This is a genomic window from Saccharothrix obliqua, assembly GCF_019375475.1.
Lineage (GTDB): Bacteria > Actinomycetota > Actinomycetes > Mycobacteriales > Pseudonocardiaceae > Actinosynnema > Actinosynnema obliqua.
In genome coordinates, this window is the sequence record NZ_JAHXGQ010000001.1 from 250,781 (window position 1) to 268,265 (window position 17,485).

Annotated in this window: 15 protein-coding genes; 5 read left to right on the top strand and 10 right to left on the bottom strand. The window is 74.4% G+C overall.

Annotated features, from left to right (window positions below; translation table 11 throughout):
* Positions 1–37 precede the first annotated feature (37 nt).
* Both KZQ38_RS01320 and KZQ38_RS01325 read left to right on the top strand, forming a co-directional pair.
* A complete protein-coding gene (locus KZQ38_RS01320; protein WP_219437550.1) occupies positions 38–253 on the top strand; it encodes a helix-turn-helix domain-containing protein in 216 nt (71 codons plus the stop codon).
* On the top strand, positions 250–777 hold the full coding sequence (locus tag KZQ38_RS01325; RefSeq protein ID WP_219437552.1) for a Clp protease N-terminal domain-containing protein: 528 nt from the start codon (positions 250–252) through the stop codon (positions 775–777). Before KZQ38_RS01320 ends, KZQ38_RS01325 begins: the two co-directional genes overlap by 4 nt.
* Here KZQ38_RS01325 and yczE read toward each other — a convergent pair.
* Positions 746–1,396 (bottom strand): membrane protein YczE, encoded by a 651-nt coding sequence (gene yczE, locus KZQ38_RS01330; RefSeq protein ID WP_257900558.1) that lies wholly within the window; start codon positions 1,394–1,396, stop codon positions 746–748. The two genes, KZQ38_RS01325 and yczE, sit on opposite strands and share 32 nt — an antisense overlap.
* Before the next feature lie 40 nt (positions 1,397–1,436).
* Here yczE and yczR point away from each other — a divergent pair, with 40 nt between their 5' ends.
* A complete protein-coding gene (yczR, locus tag KZQ38_RS01335) occupies positions 1,437–2,900 on the top strand; it encodes a MocR-like transcription factor YczR (protein ID WP_219437554.1) in 1,464 nt (487 codons plus the stop codon).
* Positions 2,901–4,079: 1,179 nt separating this feature from the next.
* On the opposite strand, the gene KZQ38_RS01340 is transcribed toward yczR, so the two are convergent.
* Positions 4,080–5,180: a hypothetical protein gene (locus KZQ38_RS01340; RefSeq protein WP_219437556.1), complete on the bottom strand. Its 1,101-nt coding sequence runs from the start codon at positions 5,178–5,180 to the stop codon at positions 4,080–4,082.
* Positions 5,181–5,420: 240 nt separating this feature from the next.
* Here KZQ38_RS01340 and KZQ38_RS01345 point away from each other — a divergent pair, with 240 nt between their 5' ends.
* Positions 5,421–6,461, top strand: a complete 1,041-nt coding sequence (locus KZQ38_RS01345) for a S8 family peptidase (protein WP_308258189.1) — start codon at positions 5,421–5,423, stop codon at positions 6,459–6,461.
* Here KZQ38_RS01345 and KZQ38_RS36865 read toward each other — a convergent pair.
* The 7 genes from KZQ38_RS36865 to KZQ38_RS01380 form a co-directional block, all read right to left on the bottom strand.
* The gene (locus KZQ38_RS36865; RefSeq protein ID WP_219437558.1) at positions 6,458–8,548 is read right to left on the bottom strand and encodes a CHAT domain-containing protein; all 2,091 of its coding nucleotides are present in this window, start codon (positions 8,546–8,548) and stop codon (positions 6,458–6,460) included. The genes KZQ38_RS01345 and KZQ38_RS36865 overlap by 4 nt on opposite strands.
* A complete protein-coding gene (locus KZQ38_RS01355) occupies positions 8,545–8,940 on the bottom strand; it encodes a hypothetical protein (protein WP_219437561.1) in 396 nt (131 codons plus the stop codon). Before KZQ38_RS01355 ends, KZQ38_RS36865 begins: the two co-directional genes overlap by 4 nt.
* A complete protein-coding gene (locus tag KZQ38_RS01360; RefSeq protein ID WP_219437563.1) occupies positions 8,937–9,485 on the bottom strand; it encodes an RNA polymerase sigma factor in 549 nt (182 codons plus the stop codon). The genes KZQ38_RS01355 and KZQ38_RS01360 overlap by 4 nt, the downstream gene beginning before the upstream one ends.
* A gap of 116 nt (positions 9,486–9,601) precedes the next feature.
* Complete coding sequence (locus KZQ38_RS01365; RefSeq protein ID WP_219437565.1) at positions 9,602–11,797, bottom strand: FtsX-like permease family protein; 2,196 nt, start codon at positions 11,795–11,797, stop codon at positions 9,602–9,604.
* Between the two features lie 94 nt (positions 11,798–11,891).
* Positions 11,892–14,204, bottom strand: coding sequence for an FtsX-like permease family protein (locus tag KZQ38_RS01370; protein WP_219437567.1), 2,313 nt, complete (start codon positions 14,202–14,204; stop codon positions 11,892–11,894).
* Positions 14,205–14,304: 100 nt separating this feature from the next.
* Complete coding sequence (locus tag KZQ38_RS01375) at positions 14,305–14,982, bottom strand: ABC transporter ATP-binding protein (RefSeq protein WP_219437569.1); 678 nt, start codon at positions 14,980–14,982, stop codon at positions 14,305–14,307.
* Positions 14,979–15,512 (bottom strand): PadR family transcriptional regulator, encoded by a 534-nt coding sequence (locus KZQ38_RS01380; protein ID WP_219437571.1) that lies wholly within the window; start codon positions 15,510–15,512, stop codon positions 14,979–14,981. The genes KZQ38_RS01375 and KZQ38_RS01380 overlap by 4 nt, the downstream gene beginning before the upstream one ends.
* A 141-nt stretch (positions 15,513–15,653) precedes the next feature.
* Between KZQ38_RS01380 and KZQ38_RS01385 the strand changes: the two genes are divergently transcribed.
* Positions 15,654–16,190 carry a CGNR zinc finger domain-containing protein gene (locus KZQ38_RS01385; protein ID WP_308258190.1) on the top strand — a complete coding sequence of 179 codons (537 nt, stop codon included), beginning with the start codon at positions 15,654–15,656 and terminating at the stop codon, positions 16,188–16,190.
* 28 nt (positions 16,191–16,218) lie between these two features.
* Here KZQ38_RS01385 and KZQ38_RS01390 read toward each other — a convergent pair whose 3' ends face one another.
* The gene (locus tag KZQ38_RS01390; RefSeq protein WP_257900684.1) at positions 16,219–17,424 is read right to left on the bottom strand and encodes a DUF445 domain-containing protein; all 1,206 of its coding nucleotides are present in this window, start codon (positions 17,422–17,424) and stop codon (positions 16,219–16,221) included.
* Positions 17,425–17,485: the final 61 nt, after the last annotated feature.

Genomic DNA, 17,485 nt, shown 5'->3' on the forward strand with positions numbered 1-17,485 from the left:
GTTGACAAACGGGCTCTTGTCAACCAAAGTTGACGGCATGACAGAGGCAACGGAACTCGCCTCGGCGGCGGGCGACCAGGACCCCAGGGTCGGGCTGAGGGCGGTCGGCGCACTGCGCCGGCTGCTGGAGCAGCTCGAAGCGGTCCAGGTGCGCAACGCCCGCGCGCGGGGGTGGTCGTGGCAGGAGATCGCGGCCGAGCTGGGCGTCACCCGGCAGGCCGTCCACAAGAAGCACGGGGGTGGTGGTCGATGATCGGCGAGCGGTTCACCAGGGACGCGCGCATGGCGGTCCACGCGGCGGCCGAGGAGGCGCAGCGCGCCGAGGCACCCGAGATCGGGCCCGAGCACCTGTTGCTCGCGTTGCTCGACACGCCGGTGCTGGCGTCGTTCGACCTGGCGCGTGACGAGGTCGAGCAGGCGTTCCGCGCCGCCCGCCGCCAGGGCGGGCTCACCGACGCCGACGCCGCCGCCCTGCGCGGGCTCGGCATCGACGTGGACCAGGTCGTGGCGTCGGTCGAGCGGACGTTCGGGGAGGGCGCGCTCGACCGGCCCGTGAAGCGCAGGCGGTGGTTCGGTGGGGTGCCGTTCAACGACGCCGCCAAGCAGGCGCTGACGCGGAGCATCGTCGAGGCCCGCGACCTCGGTCACGGCAGCCTCGGCAAGGAGCACCTGGTGCTGGCGCTGTTGTCCGGGCGGGGTGTGGTGGTCGAGGTCCTCGCCGCCCGCGGCGTGGACTACCCGGAGGTCAGGCGGCGGGTCGCGAGTTCGACCAGGTGACCAGCGGCAGGAACGCCTGGGTCAGCGGTCCGATGGCCAGGGCGTAGAGGACGGTGCCGATGCCGACCGTGCCGCCGAGCAGCCAGCCGCCCGCCAGCACGGTCAGCTCCACCGCGGTGCGCACCAACCGCAGCGAGGTCCCGGTCCGCGCGCAGAAGCCGGTCGTCAGGCCGTCGCGCGGGCCGGGGCCCAGCCGTGCTCCGATGTAGACGGCGGCGGCCAGCCCGTTCAGCACGATGCCCGCCACCAGGAACCCGATCCGCGGTGCCAGGTCCGTCGGCGCGGGCAGGACGGCGAGCGTCACGTCCACGGCCACGCCGATCAGCACCACGTTGCTGACCGTGCCCACACCCGGCCGTTGGCGCAGCGGGATCCAGCACAGCAGCACCAGCGCGCCCACGGCGATCGTGATCGTGCCGAAGCTCAGGCCGGTGCGCTTGGTCAGGCCCTCGTGCAGCACGTCCCACGGGTCCAGGCCGAGCGTCGCGCGGATCTGGAGGCCCATACTCACGCCGTACAGCAACAGGCCGGCGAAGAGCTGCGGCAGCCTGCGGGCGGGTGCGACGGAGACCGGGACGGTGGTGAGGGCGGCGAGCATGTGGCCATCGTCGGATTTCATTGGCTTTGTTTTCCAGAGCCAAAGTTCAATAATTGGCCTCATGAACCACGACGTCCCACCAGGTGGACGTATATCCGGATTCCGGCTCGCCCGCCTCCTCGGCGAGTGGCGTCGTCGCGGCGCCCGCCAGGGCTCGGCGGACCTGGCCGCCGCCATCCGGATGCTCGTCCTCGACGGCCGCCTGCCCGCCGGCACCCGCCTGCCCGCCGAGCGCGAGCTGGCCGAGGCGTTGCCCGTGAGCCGGACCATGATCACGGCGGCGCTCGACCAGTTGCGGGCCGAGGGGCTGGTGGCCAGCAAGCGGGGCGCCGGGACGTGGATCAGCCTGCCCGCCGGCGGGTCGCTCGGGATCGTGCCGGACACCCCGCTGGTCGGGCACAGCATGGTCGACTTCGCCCGCGCCGCGCCGCCCGCCGTGCCCGGGGTGCCCGCCGCGTTCGACCGCGTGCGGCGGCGGTTGCCGGAGCAGCTCGCCAACCACGGTTACTACGAGCACGGGTTGCCCGACCTGCGGCGACGCATCGCCGCCCGGTACGAGGCGCGTGGGTTGCCCACGTCGCCCGACCAGATCGTGGTGACCAGCGGGGCGCAGCACGCGTTGGCGTTGGCGTTGCGGTTGCTCACCGGGCCCGGCGACCGGGTGCTGGTGGAGCAGCCCAGTTACCCCAACGCGCTGGACGCGATCAAGGCGGTGTCCGCCATACCCGTGCCCGTGGCCATGACCGAGACCGGCTGGGACCTGCCCGGGATGGCCGCGGCGTTCCGCCAGGCCGCGCCGCGCATGGCGTACCTGGTGCTGGACTTCCAGAACCCGACCGCCCACCGGTTGGCCGCCGAGGGGCGGGCGGAACTCGCCGACCTGGCCCGCCGTGCCCGCACGCCGTTGGTCGTGGACGAGACCGTGGTGGAGCTGGACTTGGACGGGGACCCCCTCGACGGGCCGCCGCCGATGGCGTCGTTCGCGGAGGACCTGGTGATTACGCTGGGTTCGGCGAGCAAGGCGTACTGGGGTGGGTTGCGGATCGGCTGGATCCGGGCGTCGACCGAGGTCGTGCACCGGCTCGTGTCGACCCGGACGGCGCTCGACCTCGGGTCGGCGGTGTTCGAGCAGATGGTGTTGGCGGACCTGATGGCGGACCCCGACGCGGTGCTGGCCGAGCGGCGGGCCCTGCTGGCGGCGCAGCGGGACGTGTTGATGGCGGGGCTGCGCGAGCACTGCCCCCGGTGGGACTTCCGCCGGCCCGCGGGTGGGTTGAGCGTGTGGTGCGAGTTGGACGCGCCGATCAGCACGCGGGTGGCCGTGGTGGCGCAGAACCACGGGGTGCGGTTGGCGCCCGGGTCGAGGTTCGGCGCGCACGGCGGGTTCGAGCGTTGGCTGCGGCTGCCGTACGTGCTGCCGGCGGAGGTGCTGAAGGAGGCCGTGCGCCGGCTGGGCCTGGTCGCCGAATCCGTCGCCGGCACCGCCGTGACCACGGAAACCGACGCCACCATGCCCGTCGCCTAAGCCACCCACCCCTCGCCCTTCCGAGCCTCGCCCCTCCGCGCCCGCCCACCAGCGCGCCCGCCCACCAGCGCGCTACCCCCTGGCGCACTCCACGCCTCCGCACCCGACTCGTTCCGCGCCGCCAGCCCCATCCCGCACCCCGATCAGCTCCGCGCCCGATCAGGCCCGCTGCCGCGCGGACCGCTCGCCGCCCGCTGCCTGCCGCCCACGCAGCTCCGGCGGCTAACGGCCCCGCCGCTCAATCAACCCCGGCGGACCGGGCTGGTAGCCGCAGTGCCGCGCACGCCCCGCGGGAGCGGGACTGCCGTTCGGCTGGCATCGCCGTACCGCCCGCCTGGCCCGGCACTCCCCAGGCCCGGCACTCCCTGAGGTCGGCGCTGCCCGGGACGGGCGCTGCTTCCTGGTCGGGTTCCGCTGGCAGGGCGACGGGCGGGTATGGGCGAAGGGGCGAGCGGGCGGCGCGAGGTCGGTGCGCGGGTGCAAGCTCACGAGGGCTTGCGGTGAGACCGGGGGGCCTCGGCTCGCGGTGGGCACGAGGCTTGCGGTGCACACGAGCGCTTGCGGTGCGGGCACACGCGGTCGGCTGCGGTGTGGCGCAGGGAGCGTGGCGTCGTGGGGGCGGGGCGCGGGCTGTGGTGCGAGCGGTGGGGTGGGGGCTGCGGGGTGGGGTGCGATTTTGCGGGGTTGGAGTGGTGGGCGTGGCTGGCCTTGTGGATGGGGATTTGCGGGGTGGGCGCTGCGCCGGGGGTGCCGCCTTCCTCTCGTCCGGCAACGAAATCTGTATCTCGTAAGTTCCCGAATCCGGTGTGGATTGTTGAGGTTCGCTCGGATGGGTGGTGAATGGTTACTCGGGGCACTTGGTGGGTGGTTTTCGATTTCCACTCATCGGGGCTCCGGCGCAGCCCCTCGTTGAGCCGGAGCCCCGATGGGCGGGCCGTGGACCTGCGGCGGGGACGCTCCAGGGATGGCGTCCCCGGCCGCAGGTTCCCGTGGGATCCCGTGGGCACAGGGGCAGTGTGCGGACGGGATCGTGCCCGTTCCCGCCGGGGCGCGGTCGGCGGGACGGGGAGTCATGGGGGTCACCCAGGTGGGCGGGGGTGTGTGCATACGGATGAAAAAGGGTGAAAGAGACTGGGACGGCGGGTGGCGTGCGTTTCGGGCAGACCGGTGCCGTCTTGTTCAGTCGGGTGACGTGCTGGGCAGACCCGGGATGCTGCCCGGTGATGGCGCGTCCTCGCGCTGCTCCACCGTCCACGCGGTGGGCGGGGTCAACCCGTCCTGCCCCGCCGCGGACGCGGTTACGCCGCCTCGGTGGCCGCTCGAACTGTCACCGCAGCCGCTGGACGACGACGCCGTGGTCGGCGCGGCCGGTGCCTGCTTGGGCGCGGGGGACGGCGTGGGCGCCTCGGGGTTTTCCCAAGTCACTGCCGTGTTGGCCGGTTGGTCGTCGGCCGCGGGCGGCGGGAGCTGGGTGGGCGTGCTGGGTGCGGGGGCCTGGTGGAGCGGCGGTTTCGCCTCGGGCACCGCGCGCGATTGGAGCTGGGGCTCGGTGGCCTGCTGGTCCGGGGGCGTCGCCGAGTCCGGTGGCGCGCTCGGGCGGAGCACGTTCTTCGCCGCCACCTTCGCCTCGTACTGCTCGGCCGGCAGGGTGTTCGACACCGTGCCCGTCCGGGACGACCTGCTGTCCGAGCCCGCGGTGGAACCAGTGGCACCGGTGGCCTCGGAGTCGCCGGTGAGGCTGTCCGATTCAGGGTCCGACACCGGGTCCGGGTCGGGGCTGGGGACGGTGACGGGCGGGTCGAGGTCGACGTCGAAATCGGTGGACGGCTCGTCGGCGGGCCAGAGCGGGTCGGCCGTGGTCTGGGTGGTCCAGGGCTCGTCCGGTGTGGACGATGGCGCTGGGGACGCGGGCGCTGTCACCAGGAGGGGGAGCGCCGGTACGGGCACCGCGGCCGGCTGCGGGAGGGGTACCGCCGGGGCCGGGAAGGACGCGGTGGCCGGGTCGGTCGCGGGCACGGCGACGGGGTCGGGCACGGCGACGAGGTCGGGCACCGCGACGGGGTCGGGCACCGCGACGGGGTCGGGCGCGGCGGCCGGGAGGGCGGTGGCCGGGTTCACCACCAGGTTCACCAGGTCGAGCGGCTTTCGTGGCGCTTCCGGGTGGTCTTCGGCGTTGGCCGCGCCGCCGCAGAGGAGCCACGCCGCCGTGGCCAGACCGCCCACGGCGAGGGCCCGGAGCAGCAGCGATCCGCTGCGGCGCGCCGCGTCGGAGACTGCCACCGTGGATCACCACCGTTCCGGTCACGGCGAACGGGACGGGACCGTTCGAGGTCGACGTTCTGCTATGTCTAGCACTGGTGACCGCATTTTCGTACGTTCTGGCGCGGAACCCACTCGGAAGGGCGGTGCGGTGCGGCTGTCCGGGGCTGTCGTGCCGGTCCGTGAACACCGTCCGTCGTGTTCAGCGGATCGGGTGATGTCGGCGGGCGTCCGCTGTGGACGGCGGGCATGGTGTCCTTTGTGGCCTCAACCGACCTCATCTCCCTGGTGGAACTCGCCGAGCGGTGGCGGGCGGAACAGCCCTCGCTGGTCGTGCACGACCCCGGCGGTCCGCAGGAGTGTTTGCTCCGTTCGGGTGAAGTGCTGGTCTACTCGGGCGGCACCCGGGTGGAGCTGGAGCGGTTGCGCCGTTGGGTGGACCGGGTCGAGGAGCCGGCCGGGGGCGTCACGCGCGTCCGCCTGCGGCCGGGTGCGGAGCCGGTGGCGGTCGCCGCGGACGGCGGACCGGCCGTCGCGCCGAACCACGTGCACGTCGGCAGCCCGATCATGCTCGGCACGGCCCGACCGCTGCCCGCGCCCGCGGACGAGCCGGCCACGCCCGCCGACGAGCGGTGGCCGGTGGTGGTCGCGGTGCTCGACACCGGCCTGGACCCGCACCCCTGGTTCGCCGCCCGGCCGTGGTTCGACGCCGGCGTGCCGGAGGTGCTCGACGCCGACGGCCGCCCCGGCCAGGACCGGCAGGCCGGGCACGGCACGTTCGTCACGGGTGTCCTCTTGCAACACGCGCCCGGTGTCCAAGTGCGACCGAAGCGCGTGCTGTCGTCGCTCGGTCTCACCGACGACGTGACCGTCGCACGCGGACTACGGGCGTCACGCGACGCGGACGTCGTCGTGCTCACCTCCGGCTGCCACACCGCCGACGACGAGTGCCCGCCCGTGCTGCGGCACGAGGTGGCACGGCTCGGCGGCATCGTCGTGGCGGCGGCGGGCAACGGTGGCACGACGCGCCCGGTGTGGCCGGCCGCGTTGCCGTCCGTGGTGGCGGTCGGCGCGGACGCCGACTTCTCCAACCGCGGCCCGTGGGTGGACGCGATCGCGCCGGGCGTGGACGTGACCAGCAGCTTCGTCCGCCTCACCGAGTCACGCGAGTACGGCTACGCGCGGTGGAGCGGCACGTCGTTCGCCGCGCCGCGGGTCGCGGCCGACCTCGCGCGGCTGCGGCACGAGGGGGTGCCCGCGGCCGAGGCCGTCCGCCGGGTCACCGCCCTCCAGCCGACCTAACCGGCCCCGACGCACACGAAGCCCAGGTCGCCGTGCCGGGCCTGGGCCTCGGCCAGCGCTCGCGCCGGCGGTCCGGGACGGGCGTGCAGGGCGATCGCCAGGTCCACCACGCGGTCGTCGGGCACGGCCCGCACGCTCGCGATCACGGTCCGCGCGCCCCGCCGCACCAACGCGTTCGCCAAACCGGAATCGCACGCCGACAACACCACCAGCGACGGCGCTTTCGCCAACCGGTCGAAGTCGTACCCGTAGAGCGGGCCGTCCGCGAGTCGCAAATGGGACAACAGCGGAACGTCGGTCCGTCGAACGCCGTGTGCCGCGATGTGCACGACATCCGCACTTTCCATTCCAGCCAGTGCCGCATCGGCGGTGTGTGCGATTTGTCCACCGTGGACGCGGTGGAGTGCATTGATTTCCCGATCGGCGTGACGGAGGCCCGGTCCGCGAATCCACAGCTTTTCGCGGTACGAGGGCCTTCGCCGGGTCGCGGCCAGCCACGTGCCCGCGGACGGCGCGGTGGTGACCGGACGCCCGTGCAGGGACGGCAGCGCGGCCCACGGCACCTGGTCGAGTTCGGGACCGGGGACGATCACCAGTGGGCGGTCGCCCGCCGATGCCAGCAGTGCGTCCAGGTAGGACAGAGCTGGTCGGGTTTCCTTCAGCTCCAGGGTTTTCGCGTGCCGCGCGGCGTCGGCGGCCGGGCCGAGGTCGTGGAGCGCGCAGCGGCCGGCGGTCACCGCCACGCCGAGCAGCCGGCCGCGGTGGCGGAGGAACACGAGCATCGCCTTGTCACCCAACGCGTCCGTGAGGTCCGCGAGGTCGAGCGGCGGCGGGGTGGTGGTGCCGGCGGCCAGGGAGAGGCGGCGGACCTCGCGTTCCAGGGCGGTGGTGCGGTGGTGGTCGGTGGTGCGGCGGAGTCCGGCCAGCGCGGCGGCGGTGTCGGCGGGCGCGGGGCAGTGCGACCGGCGCTCGGCCCAGCGGACGGCGGCACGGGCGTCACCGCCGGTCAGGGCGTGTGCCAGGGCGGTCGCCGCCAGTTCGGTGCCCGGCCACGTGGTGGGTTGGTGCAGCCGCAGCCCCGCCCGGCACGCCGCCACGGCCGCGCGTCTCGTGGGTGCGGTGCGGGCGCGGGCGAGCCAGCCGATCGCACGGGCACGCGGGGTGCCGGTGTCGCGCGGGACGTCGCGCGGCGCGACGGGCAGGCGGAGTTCCGCCGCGTCGTCGTGGTGGCCGCGCCGGGCGCACGCGGCGGCGGTGGCCGTGCGGGAACCGGGCCGGCCCGCGCGGATCGCCACGGCGCGGGCCGCCGGGACGTGGCCGGACCGGTGCTGGTCGCGGAACAGGGATTCCGCGCGTTCGGCGAGCGCGCGGGCGGTCCGGCGGTCGCGGTCGCGGAGCGCGCAACGGGCGGCCAGCAGCAGGGCGTCGGGCAGGTGGGCGCCCCGGTCGCCGCGGTCGAGCAGGTCCGCGGCGCGGTGCAGCACGTCTCGCGCCTCGCGGACCAGGTCGAGGCGCAGCAACGCGTGGGCGCGGTCCACCAGGGCCTCCGGGCGGCGGGTGGTGCGCAGACCGGCACGCGTCGCCTCCTCGAAGTGGCGCAACGCGGCTGCCGGGTCGCCCGCGACCAGCGCCGTGAAACCCCTGTTGTGCAGGCAGGTCGCGGCTCGCTCGGGCTCGCCGAGCGCGGTCAGCGCGGCGTGCGCGGCGGTGAGGTCGGCGTCCGCCCGGCCGAGGTGGAGCGCCTGGGTGCGGGCGATGCCGCGACCGACGAGGGCGTTCGCCAGCCACCGGTCGTCGCCGGTCGCGCGCAGTCCCCGGATGGCGCGGGTGAGGGTCGCGATCGCCGGTACCGGTGTGCCCCGGCGGCACTGGGCCAGGCCGCGCAGGCAGTCCGCGCGGTGCCGGTCCGCGCCGGTGAACGTGGTGGTGGCCAGGTGCCGGGCGAACGCCGCGGTGTCGCCGCGGTCCAGCGCGATCCACGCCGCGGTGAGCCGGGCCGCCGGGTCGTCGGCGTCGGCCAGCACGTGGGCGGCGGCTCGCAGGCGGCCCCGTTCGACCAGGTCGAGGGCCTGCGCGTGCGGGGTCACGCGACGAACCAGGGCGTGGCGCGGGCGCCGTCGAGCACGACGCGCAGCGGGCCGGGTGGGACGTGGTCGAGGTGGAACCAGCCGTCCGGGTCGACGGCGGTGGTCCGCGTGCCGCCCGGCCAGTGCGCGGTGGCGTGCCCGGCCGGGGCGTGGCCGGTCAGGCGCAGGCCGGTGGCGGTGGGTTCCAGGCGCAGGTCGAGGTCGGTGAAGCGCATGGTGCGGTGGCCGGTGCCACGCATCCCGCCTGGCGTGGTGCGGGCCGAGTCGGTGAGCAGGTCGAGCGGGTCGGCGTGGAGGCGGGTGGCGAGGGCGTCGCGGGCGTGCGTGACGAGGCGGGCGGGTGGCGGGTCGAGGCGGTCGAGCACGTCGGCCAGCGCGGCGAGCAGCGTCATCGGACGGCCTCCGTCGTCGCCAGGCGTCGGCGCAGGGCCTCCAGGCACCGGCCGCGGGTGGGGCCGAGGCTGTTCGGCGGGATGCCGGTGGCCTCCGCGACCTGCTGGAACGTCAGTTCCGGCGCGAACGCGAGCAGGCGCAGCAGGCGGCGGCAGCGGTCGGGGAGGGTGTGGTAGGCGCGCCACAGCCGGCGTCGGGTGTCGTCGGCGATCGCGATGTCCTCCGGGGTGGGCGCCTCGTCGACCGAGTCCCACAGGTCGACCGGGCGCTCGCGACCGCGGAGCCTCAGCGTGGTCAGCGACTCGCGGCGGGCGGCGGTGGTGAGCCACGCGCTCAGCCGGTCGGGGCGGCGGATGGTGGCGGCGTGCTCGGCGAGGAGCAGCCAGACGGTCTGGTTGACGTCGGCCGCGTCGTCGTGGCTCAGGCCGTGGGAGCGGGCCACCGCCCACACCAGGCGCACGTGCCGGCGGACGATCTCCTCCCAGGCGGCGTGGTCGCCCTCGCGGGCGCGGATCAGCAGGTCGGCGGTGGTGTGATCTCGCATGTCGGTTGTGAGGAACCGTCGACTCCGCCGGATCCCGTTGCCGCCTGAAGGTGTGGTTTCGGGAACCGGCCGCCCCCGCGCCACGTCTACGGCCGCCGCGCGGGGTGGGGAGCGGCCTACTCGGTGCGCAGACCGTCGGGGCGGATGGCCTGGCGGAGGGCGGGGAGGGTGCACAGGGCCACCACCAGCACCACGATCGCCGCCGGTGCGGCCGTCGTCGTCAGCTCCACCCACGTGACCCGGAACCGGTCCGGCGGCGACACCAGCCACGCCACGCCCAACCCGACCGGCACGGCCAGGGCGATGCCCAGCGCGGCGGGGATGGCGGACTGCCACAGGGCCGCCGCGGTCAGCACCCTCGGCGGCACGCCGTTGGCCACCAGCACGGCCGTGTGGCGGCGGCGTTCCCAGACCTGGTCGACGGCTGCCGCCGCGAGGCCCACCACGGCCAGCAGGGTCAGCAGCACGGACCCGCCGATGACGCCGCTGCGCAACGACGTGAACAACTCGACCTGCCCGGCCTCGACCGTCGTCGGCAGCGTCACGGCCCGGTCCACGCGCCCCGTCGCGGCCAGCAGCCGGTCGCCGAAACCCTGGTCCGGGTCGCCCACGACGACCAGCTGCGCGGGCGGCACGGCGTCCAGCACCGGGTCCGCCCCGGCCGCCACGAACAGGCCGGCCGCCTCGCCCGGCACCGTCCGGTGCGGCGGCACGACCCACGGGTGCCCCCCGACGACCAGGCTCGTCCCCGCCGCGGGCACGTCCGCGCCGCCCGCCGTCCGGTACGCGACACCCGGCACGCAGTCGGTCACCCGCAGCCGTTCGGCGATCTCCGCGCAGTCGGTGCTCACCACCAGCGCCCGCACGTCGCCACGCGGCGCGTACGTGCGCACCTCGCTGACCCGCCGCACGCCGCCGACCAACGCGATCGCCTCCTCCAACGACCGGACGGGCGTGCGGTCGGACAACGCGAGCACCCACCGGTCGGCGTCGGGGTCGAGCGCCGTCTCGGCGGCCGACCGGGCGGCGGCGCCGAGCAGCACCTGGAGCGCCAGCGAACCGGCGAGCACCACGACGACCCCGGACACCACGCGTGGCACGGCCACGTCGGACCGCAAGGCGCGCACGGCGAGCAACGGCGCGACGCCCTCCGGGCGCAACCCGTCCGCGACCCGCCCCACCAGCCACGGCAGCACCGCGCCCGTGCCGGCGAGCACCAACGCGATGCCGACGCCCAACGCGCCCGCGGTGGTCGAGTCGAACATCGCCCGACCCGTGCTGCCCACGACGGACACCACGACCAGCACCACCGAACCCGCGCCCAGCAACGCGAACCGCCACCACGTCCGCCGCGGCGGCACCGAGGCGGCGGTGTTGTGGCCGAGCGGCCCGACGTCGACCGAGCGCAGGCCCACCAGTGCCGCCACCACCGCGACCACCGGCACGCCGAGCGCGATCAGCACGCCGAGCAGGGGATCGGGCAGCAGGTCGGTCGGGAAGAACCCGACGCCCTCGACCTCGATGAACCTGGCCAGCGGCCGGGTCGCGAAGAACAACGCCACGCCGACCAGCAGGCCCAGCACAGCGCCCGCCAGCGTCTCGCCGCTCGCGATGCGGCGCACTTGGGCACGGCTGCCGCCGACGACCCGGATCGCGGCCAGCCGCCGGGCGCGGCCGGTCGCGCCGAGCCGGGTGGCGACCAGCACGAAGATGCCCAGCGGCACGAGCAGCGCCCCGATCGCGGCGGCCACCAGCAGCCGGTACACCGGCGGCAGCACCGACCGGGGCCGCTCGCCGCCGAAACCGGCGGCCGGGTGCGCGCCGTCGGCGTGCACGGGCGCCAGGCCCGCGTAGAACACCAACGACTTGGGACGCGGCAGCCCCGCGTCGGCGATGACCCCGATGACCCGCTCCGGGAAGCGGGCGCGCACCGAGTCGTCGGTCTGGATCAAGTTCAGCAGTTCGGGTGACACCACCACCTCGCCCGGCTCGGGCAGCCGCGCCACACCGGGCGGCGCGGGCTTGTCCGGACCGGTGGCGGCCAGTTCGAGGCCGGTGATGCGGCGGCCCTGCCACGACACCACGACCTCACGCGCCCGCAGCGGCCCGGCCCCGGTCAGGTCGAGGGTGGCGGCACGCACCCGCTCCGACTTGGCCTCGCGGGCGGGCCCGACCGACGCGGCGAGCAGCAGCACCACCACGCCCAGCCCGACGCCCGCCGCGGTGAGCGCCAGCCTGGCCCACGAGGTCCGGCTGCCCCCGACGGCCAGCCGGACCCCGAGGACCAGGTCCGTGAGCCACCCCGTCCGCACCGGGATACGTCCTGGGGTGGCCCATCGCACGCGCTTCACGTACTTAGAGACGGTTCAGGACCCCTTTCCGTGGCCCGCGCGGTTCGGATTGCCGTCATTCCGAGCGCAGGCCCAGCGCGCCCGTCGCCCGCCGCAACGCCGGCAGCGACAGCAGGGTCACCACCACGACCAGCAGGGCCGCCGCACCGCTGAGCAGGCCGACCCCGGCCCAGTCGATGACGATCGGCTGCTCCACGACGCGCAGCAGCAGGACCGCCAGACCGGCGCCGACGGCCACCGCCACCAGCACGGACAGCAGGAGCGGCAGGGCGTTCTGCCACAGCATCGACCGGGCTAGGGCGCCTCGCGGCACGCCGCTCGCGGCCAGGACCGCCAGCGGTCGCCTGCGCTCGCGGACCTGCTCCAGGGCCAGGATCAGCAGGCTCGCCCCGGCCAGCAGCAGCGTGGCCAGCGAACCCGCCAGCAGCGCCCGGCGGATGCTCAGGAACTGCTTGGCCTGGTCTTCCTGGTTGTTCTCATCGGCGTAGTACGCGTAGGCGCGCCACGTCATCGGGCCGATCAGGTTGCGCACGTCCTCCGCGACGCCCGACCGGTCCGGGTCGACGCGCACCATGATCGACGAGCCGCGGACCGGCACGTCCAGGCCGGCGAGCGCACCCGGCGTCAGCAGCATCCCCGAGGTCGCGTGCCGCGCGAACTCCTCGGGCGGCCCGACCTCGCGGTACTCCGGAACCGTCCACTTGGGACCGGTCACCTGCTCGCCGTCGGAGTTCCAGATCACCGTCACCTCGGTGCCCGGCGGCGCGTCCGGCTCGTGGTTGGTGTACGCGCCGTTGCGCAGGTAGAAGGAGTCACCGTCCTGACAGGAGTCCAGCTTCGCCTGGGTGCGGAGCGTGTCGCAGGTCGCGACCATGGCCGAGGTGTAGTCGTCCTCCCCGTACTTGAACGACACCCACGAGAGCACGTCCACCTTGTGCACGAGGGGCGAGTCCTTCAGCAGGCGGGCGGCCTCGTCGGCGGTGCCGCGCGGTGCTTCGCCGTCGAGGCTCACCACCATCCGCGAGTGGTCGGTGCTGCTCGTCGGCCGGTCCACGAGCTTGGTCTCCGCGCTCACCATCACCGACTGGAGCGCGATGCCGCCCGCGAGGACCACCGCCACGCCGCCGACGACCCGCGCCGCCGTGCCGGACTCCAACTGGAGCCGGCGCACGGCGAGCTGCCACGACGGCGCGCCGCCGTGCAGCCGCCCGACGACGCGCTCCACCAGCCACGGCAGCAGCAGCGGGATGCTCAGCATCAGCAGCAGGATGCCGCCGATCACCAGCGTCTCGGACACGTCACCGCCGCGCTCGCCCATCTCGCCGGCCTGGCTGATCAACGCCGCCGCGCCGAGCACGGCCGGGATGAGCCGCCACCACATCACGCGGCGCACGGGCTTCGCCCGCCGCACCACGCCCAGCGGCTCGATCACCGTGCGCCGCATGGAGACCTGCGACGTGACCACGGCCAGCAAGGGCACCAGGACGGCGATGAGCAGCGCAAGCAGCGGCGACGGCATCGCGTCGCCGACGAACACGCTGATGCCCATCACCTCGACCTGCTCGGTGAACTGGCGCGCCCCCGCGAACGCCACCGCGCCCAGGACGAGACCCGCCAGCGCGCCGAGCAACGCCTCGCCCGCGGCGATCCGCCGCACGCGTTGCGCGCCCGCGCCGACCAGCCGCAACGCGGCCAGCCTCCGGTCCCGCTCCGCGCCCGCCAGGCGGGTGGTGATGCCGACGAACACCAGCACCGGGAACAGCAGCGCGACCAGGCCGACCATGACCAGCAGCGACAGGACCGGGTCGAACGTGCGGCGCGTCACGTCGCCGCCGAAGCCCCGGACCGCGGTGCTCGCGTCCTGCTGCACGGTCCGGTCGCCCGCGATGAACGACAGGTCGTTCGGCGCGTTGAGGCCGTCCTGCCCGATCACCCCGACCCGGCGTTGCGGGAAGCGCTCGCGCAGCCGCTCGCCCTCCGGGGAGTCGAGCAGTTCGGCGAGCGCGGGTGACACGGCGATCTCGCCGACGCCGGGCACCCTCGACACGCCCGGCGGCACCGGTGCGCCCGGACCGCTCGGCAGCACGAAGCTGCCGGAGATCGGGCGGCTCTCGAACTGCGTACCCCAGGTCTTGAGGTACAGCACGTCGCCGGTCACGGCGTTGCCGCGGCCGACGTACTGCTTGTGGTTGAGCGCGGTGCGGTCGTTGCGCTCGGCGAGCATCGTCGGCACGGACGACGCGGCGAGCAGCACGACGACACCGATGCCGATGCCGACCGCGGTGAGCGCCAGCCGCACCCACGACGTGCGACCGCCGCCGAGCGCCAGGCGGACGCCCAGCGCCAGGTCGGGGAACCAGTTCTTCATCGTCGTCCCCCGACCGGGCCGCGACGGGCGGGCAGGGGGCGGGTCGCGCGGGCGGCGACCGCGTGCCGGGCCCAGCGGGCCACCGAGTTGAGCAGGTGGGTCATCGGGCCGGCTCCACCTCGCGGGAACGGCCGTCGCGGACGACCACCTCGCGGTCGGAGTAGGCCGCCACCCTGGCCTCGTGGGTGACCAGCACCACGGCCGCGTTGGTCTCCTTCGCCGCGGTGGTGAGCAGCTGCATCACGCGCTCGCCGTTCAGGGAGTCCAGGGCGCCGGTCGGCTCGTCGGCGAACACCACGCGCGGGCCGGTCACCAGGGCGCGGGCCACGGCCACGCGCTGACCCTGGCCGCCGGAGGTCTCGCCGGGGCGCTTGTCCGCCACGTCCGCCACCTCCAGGCGGTCCAGCCACTCCCGCGCCCGCGCCTCGGCCGGCCGCCGCTTCAGGCCGCCCAGGCGCAGCGGCAGCGCCACGTTCTCCAGGCAGCTCAGCTCGGGCACGAGCTGGCCGAACTGGAACACGAAGCCGAAGTCGGTGCGGCGCAGCTCGCTGCGCCGCCCGTCGGGCATGGCGCTCAGCTCGACGTCGCGGTAGCGGACCACGCCGGAGTCCGGCGTGAGGATGCCGGCCATGCAGTGCAGCAGCGTCGACTTGCCCGAACCGGATGGGCCCATCACGGCCACCACCTCGCCCGCGCGGACGCTCAGGCCCGCGCCGTCCAGCGCCGGGGTCGGGCCGAAGGACTTGCGCAGGTCGACGGCTTCCAGCAGCGCGGTCACCGGCCCACCCCCGCGAGCTGGGCGGAGAGCTGCCCGAGGCGGGCCGCGGTCAGCTCCAGCCACCGGAGGTCGGCCTCCAGGTGGAACAGGGCGTGGTCGCAGATGAGCTGGTCGGCGAGGTCGCCGTCGGCCTTGCGCTTGGTCAGCGCGCGCATCGTGCCCAGGTGCGCGGCCCGCTGGACGTCCAGCACGTCGTCCGCGTTCCGCCCGGACAGCAGGGCCAGCACGACCTTCGCGTACAGGGTGTTCTGGAGGTAGGGCTCCGGCTTCTCCGGGGTGCCCAGCCACTGCTCGACGTCGGTCACGCCCGCGTCGGTGATGGCGTACCGCTTGCGCTCCGGACCGTCACCCGACTCGACGCCCGCCTCCTCCACCAGGCCGTTGCGCAGCAGTCGGGACAGGGTGGTGTAGACCTGCCCGTAGTGCAGCGGCCGGTCCTGGCCGAAGCGCTCGTCGTAGGCCCTCTTCAGGTCGTACCCGTGGCGCGGACCCTTTTCGAGCAGGCCCAACAGGGTGTGTCCAATCGACATGGGCAGGACTATACACAGCGTGTATACACCGGGTTCATAGCCCGATCGGCCGTCGCCCGAACGGGCAAGCAGGCTAACCGACGAAAATCAGTTGACGGTTACTTCGCCACATCACGTCCCGGCGACGCCTACAGTGGTGGGGTGACTGGTCTGGCGGCCGGCTGGGACCACGCGGCTCTCGCGCAGGGTCGAGCCGGCGATGCGGAACACGATGTGGAGCTGCTGCTCGCTTTCCTGAACACCCGGGACCTCGAACTCGGCACGGACGTCCTGGACGACGTGGCCGCTTGGCGCGCGTGGGTCACCGAACGCGGCCTAGGCGCCGTGGGTGACCTGGACGAGGCCCGTGCCGTCCGCACCTCGTTGCGGGCGACCCTGGGTGAACGGCACGACGGACCCGATCCCACCCCGGCCGCGGGCCTGATCCGCGTCGACCTCAGCCGCGGCGTGCCGACGATGTCCAGCGAGGACGCGTTGGGCGCGGTGCTGGGCGCGGCGGCGCGGCTCGCGGTGCTCGGGACGTGGGAGCGGTTCAAGATCTGCCAGGCGGACGGCTGCCTCTGGGCGTTCTTCGACCGGTCCCGCAACCGGTCGCGCACCTGGTGCTCCATGCAGGTGTGCGGCAACCGCGAGAAGGCGCGCAACTTCCGCGAGCGCCGGGCGCTGAGCGTGTCCTGAGGGTGTGACCCGCCCCGCCCGGGGCGGGTCACACCACCCACTGCCCGATCGAGTAGATCACCAGGCCGGCCAGCGCGCCCACCACCGTGCCGTTGATGCGGATGAACTGGAGGTCGCGGCCGACCTGGAGTTCGATCTTGCGGGACGTCTCCTCGGCGTCCCAGCGCTCCACGGTGTCGGTGATCAGCGTGGTGATCTCGTCGCGGTAGTTGCCGACGACGTGGCCCGCGGCGTCCTCCAGCCACCCGTCCACCTTGGCGCGCAGCGACTCGTCGGACACCAACCGCGCGCCGAACGACATCAGTCCCTCGCGGATGCGCTTGCGCAGCTCGGACGACGGGTCCTCGGCGGCGGCCAGCAGCATCCCCTTGGCCGTGCCCCAGGCGGACCCGATCAGCCGCTGCACGTCGGGGTGGTCCACCACCTGCTGCTTGACGGCCTCGGCGCGCTCCATGGTGGCCGGGTCGTGCTGGAGGTCGCCCGCGAACTCGATCAGGAAGTGGTCGACGGCCTGCCGCATCGGGTGGTTGACGTCGGTCTTCACCGCCCACGCGAAGTTCAGCAGCTCGTTGTAGACCTTGTCGCCGAGCATGGAGTCCACGAACCGCGGGGACCACACCGGCGAGCGCTCGGTGACCAGGCCGCTCACGCGGTCGTAGTTGTCGCGCACCCAGTCGTAGGCCCGGTCGCACATCAGGTCCACCAGCTTGTGGTGCGCGCCGTCGGTGAGCACGCGCCCGAGCAGCCTGCCCAGCGGCGGGCCCCACGGCTGCTCGGTCAGCCGCCGCACCACGGCCTGCTCCACGATGGCCTGCACATCGTCATCCCGAAGGACCCTGATCGCGCCCTTCACCACGTTCGACAGCTCCGCCGTCACCCGTTCGGCGTGCTCCGGTTCGGCGATCCACGCGCCGACCCGCCGCGCCACGCCGACCCGCCGCAGCTTGTCCCGCACCACCTCCTGGGACAGGAAGTTCGTCCCGACGAACGACCCGAGGGCGTCGCCGAACGTGTTCTTGCGGGTCGGGATGATCGCTGTGTGCGGGATGGGCAGCCCCAACGGCCTGCGGAACAGGGCCGTCACGGCGAACCAGTCGGCGAGCGCGCCCACCATGCCCGCCTCGGCCGCCGCGCGCACGTACCCGATCCAGGCCGGTCCGCGTGCCTCGAACAGCAGCGCCACCAGGAAGACGGCGGTGGCGGCCAGGAAGAAGCCGGTCGCGACGAGCTTCATCCGGCGCAGGTCCCGGCGCTTGAGCTGGTCGGCCGCGGTCAGTTGCTCCACGGCGCCATTG

Bases quoted from the DNA above. Each gene is read 5' to 3' on its own strand.
- KZQ38_RS01320 (WP_219437550.1), top strand. From the start codon at position 38: ATGACAGAGGCAACGGAACTCGCCTCGGCGGCGGGCGACCAGGACCCC.
- KZQ38_RS01325 (WP_219437552.1), top strand. From the start codon at position 250: ATGATCGGCGAGCGGTTCACCAGGGACGCGCGCATGGCGGTCCACGCG.
- yczE (WP_257900558.1), bottom strand. From the start codon at position 1,396: ATGAAATCCGACGATGGCCACATGCTCGCCGCCCTCACCACCGTCCCG.
- yczR (WP_219437554.1), top strand. From the start codon at position 1,437: ATGAACCACGACGTCCCACCAGGTGGACGTATATCCGGATTCCGGCTC.
- KZQ38_RS01355 (WP_219437561.1), bottom strand. From the start codon at position 8,940: ATGACGCTGCTCGCCGCGCTGGCCGACGTGCTCGACCGCCTCGACCCG.
- KZQ38_RS01360 (WP_219437563.1), bottom strand. From the start codon at position 9,485: ATGCGAGATCACACCACCGCCGACCTGCTGATCCGCGCCCGCGAGGGC.
- KZQ38_RS01370 (WP_219437567.1), bottom strand. From the start codon at position 14,204: ATGAAGAACTGGTTCCCCGACCTGGCGCTGGGCGTCCGCCTGGCGCTC.
- KZQ38_RS01380 (WP_219437571.1), bottom strand. From the start codon at position 15,512: ATGTCGATTGGACACACCCTGTTGGGCCTGCTCGAAAAGGGTCCGCGC.
- KZQ38_RS01390 (WP_257900684.1), bottom strand. From the start codon at position 17,424: ATGAAGCTCGTCGCGACCGGCTTCTTCCTGGCCGCCACCGCCGTCTTC.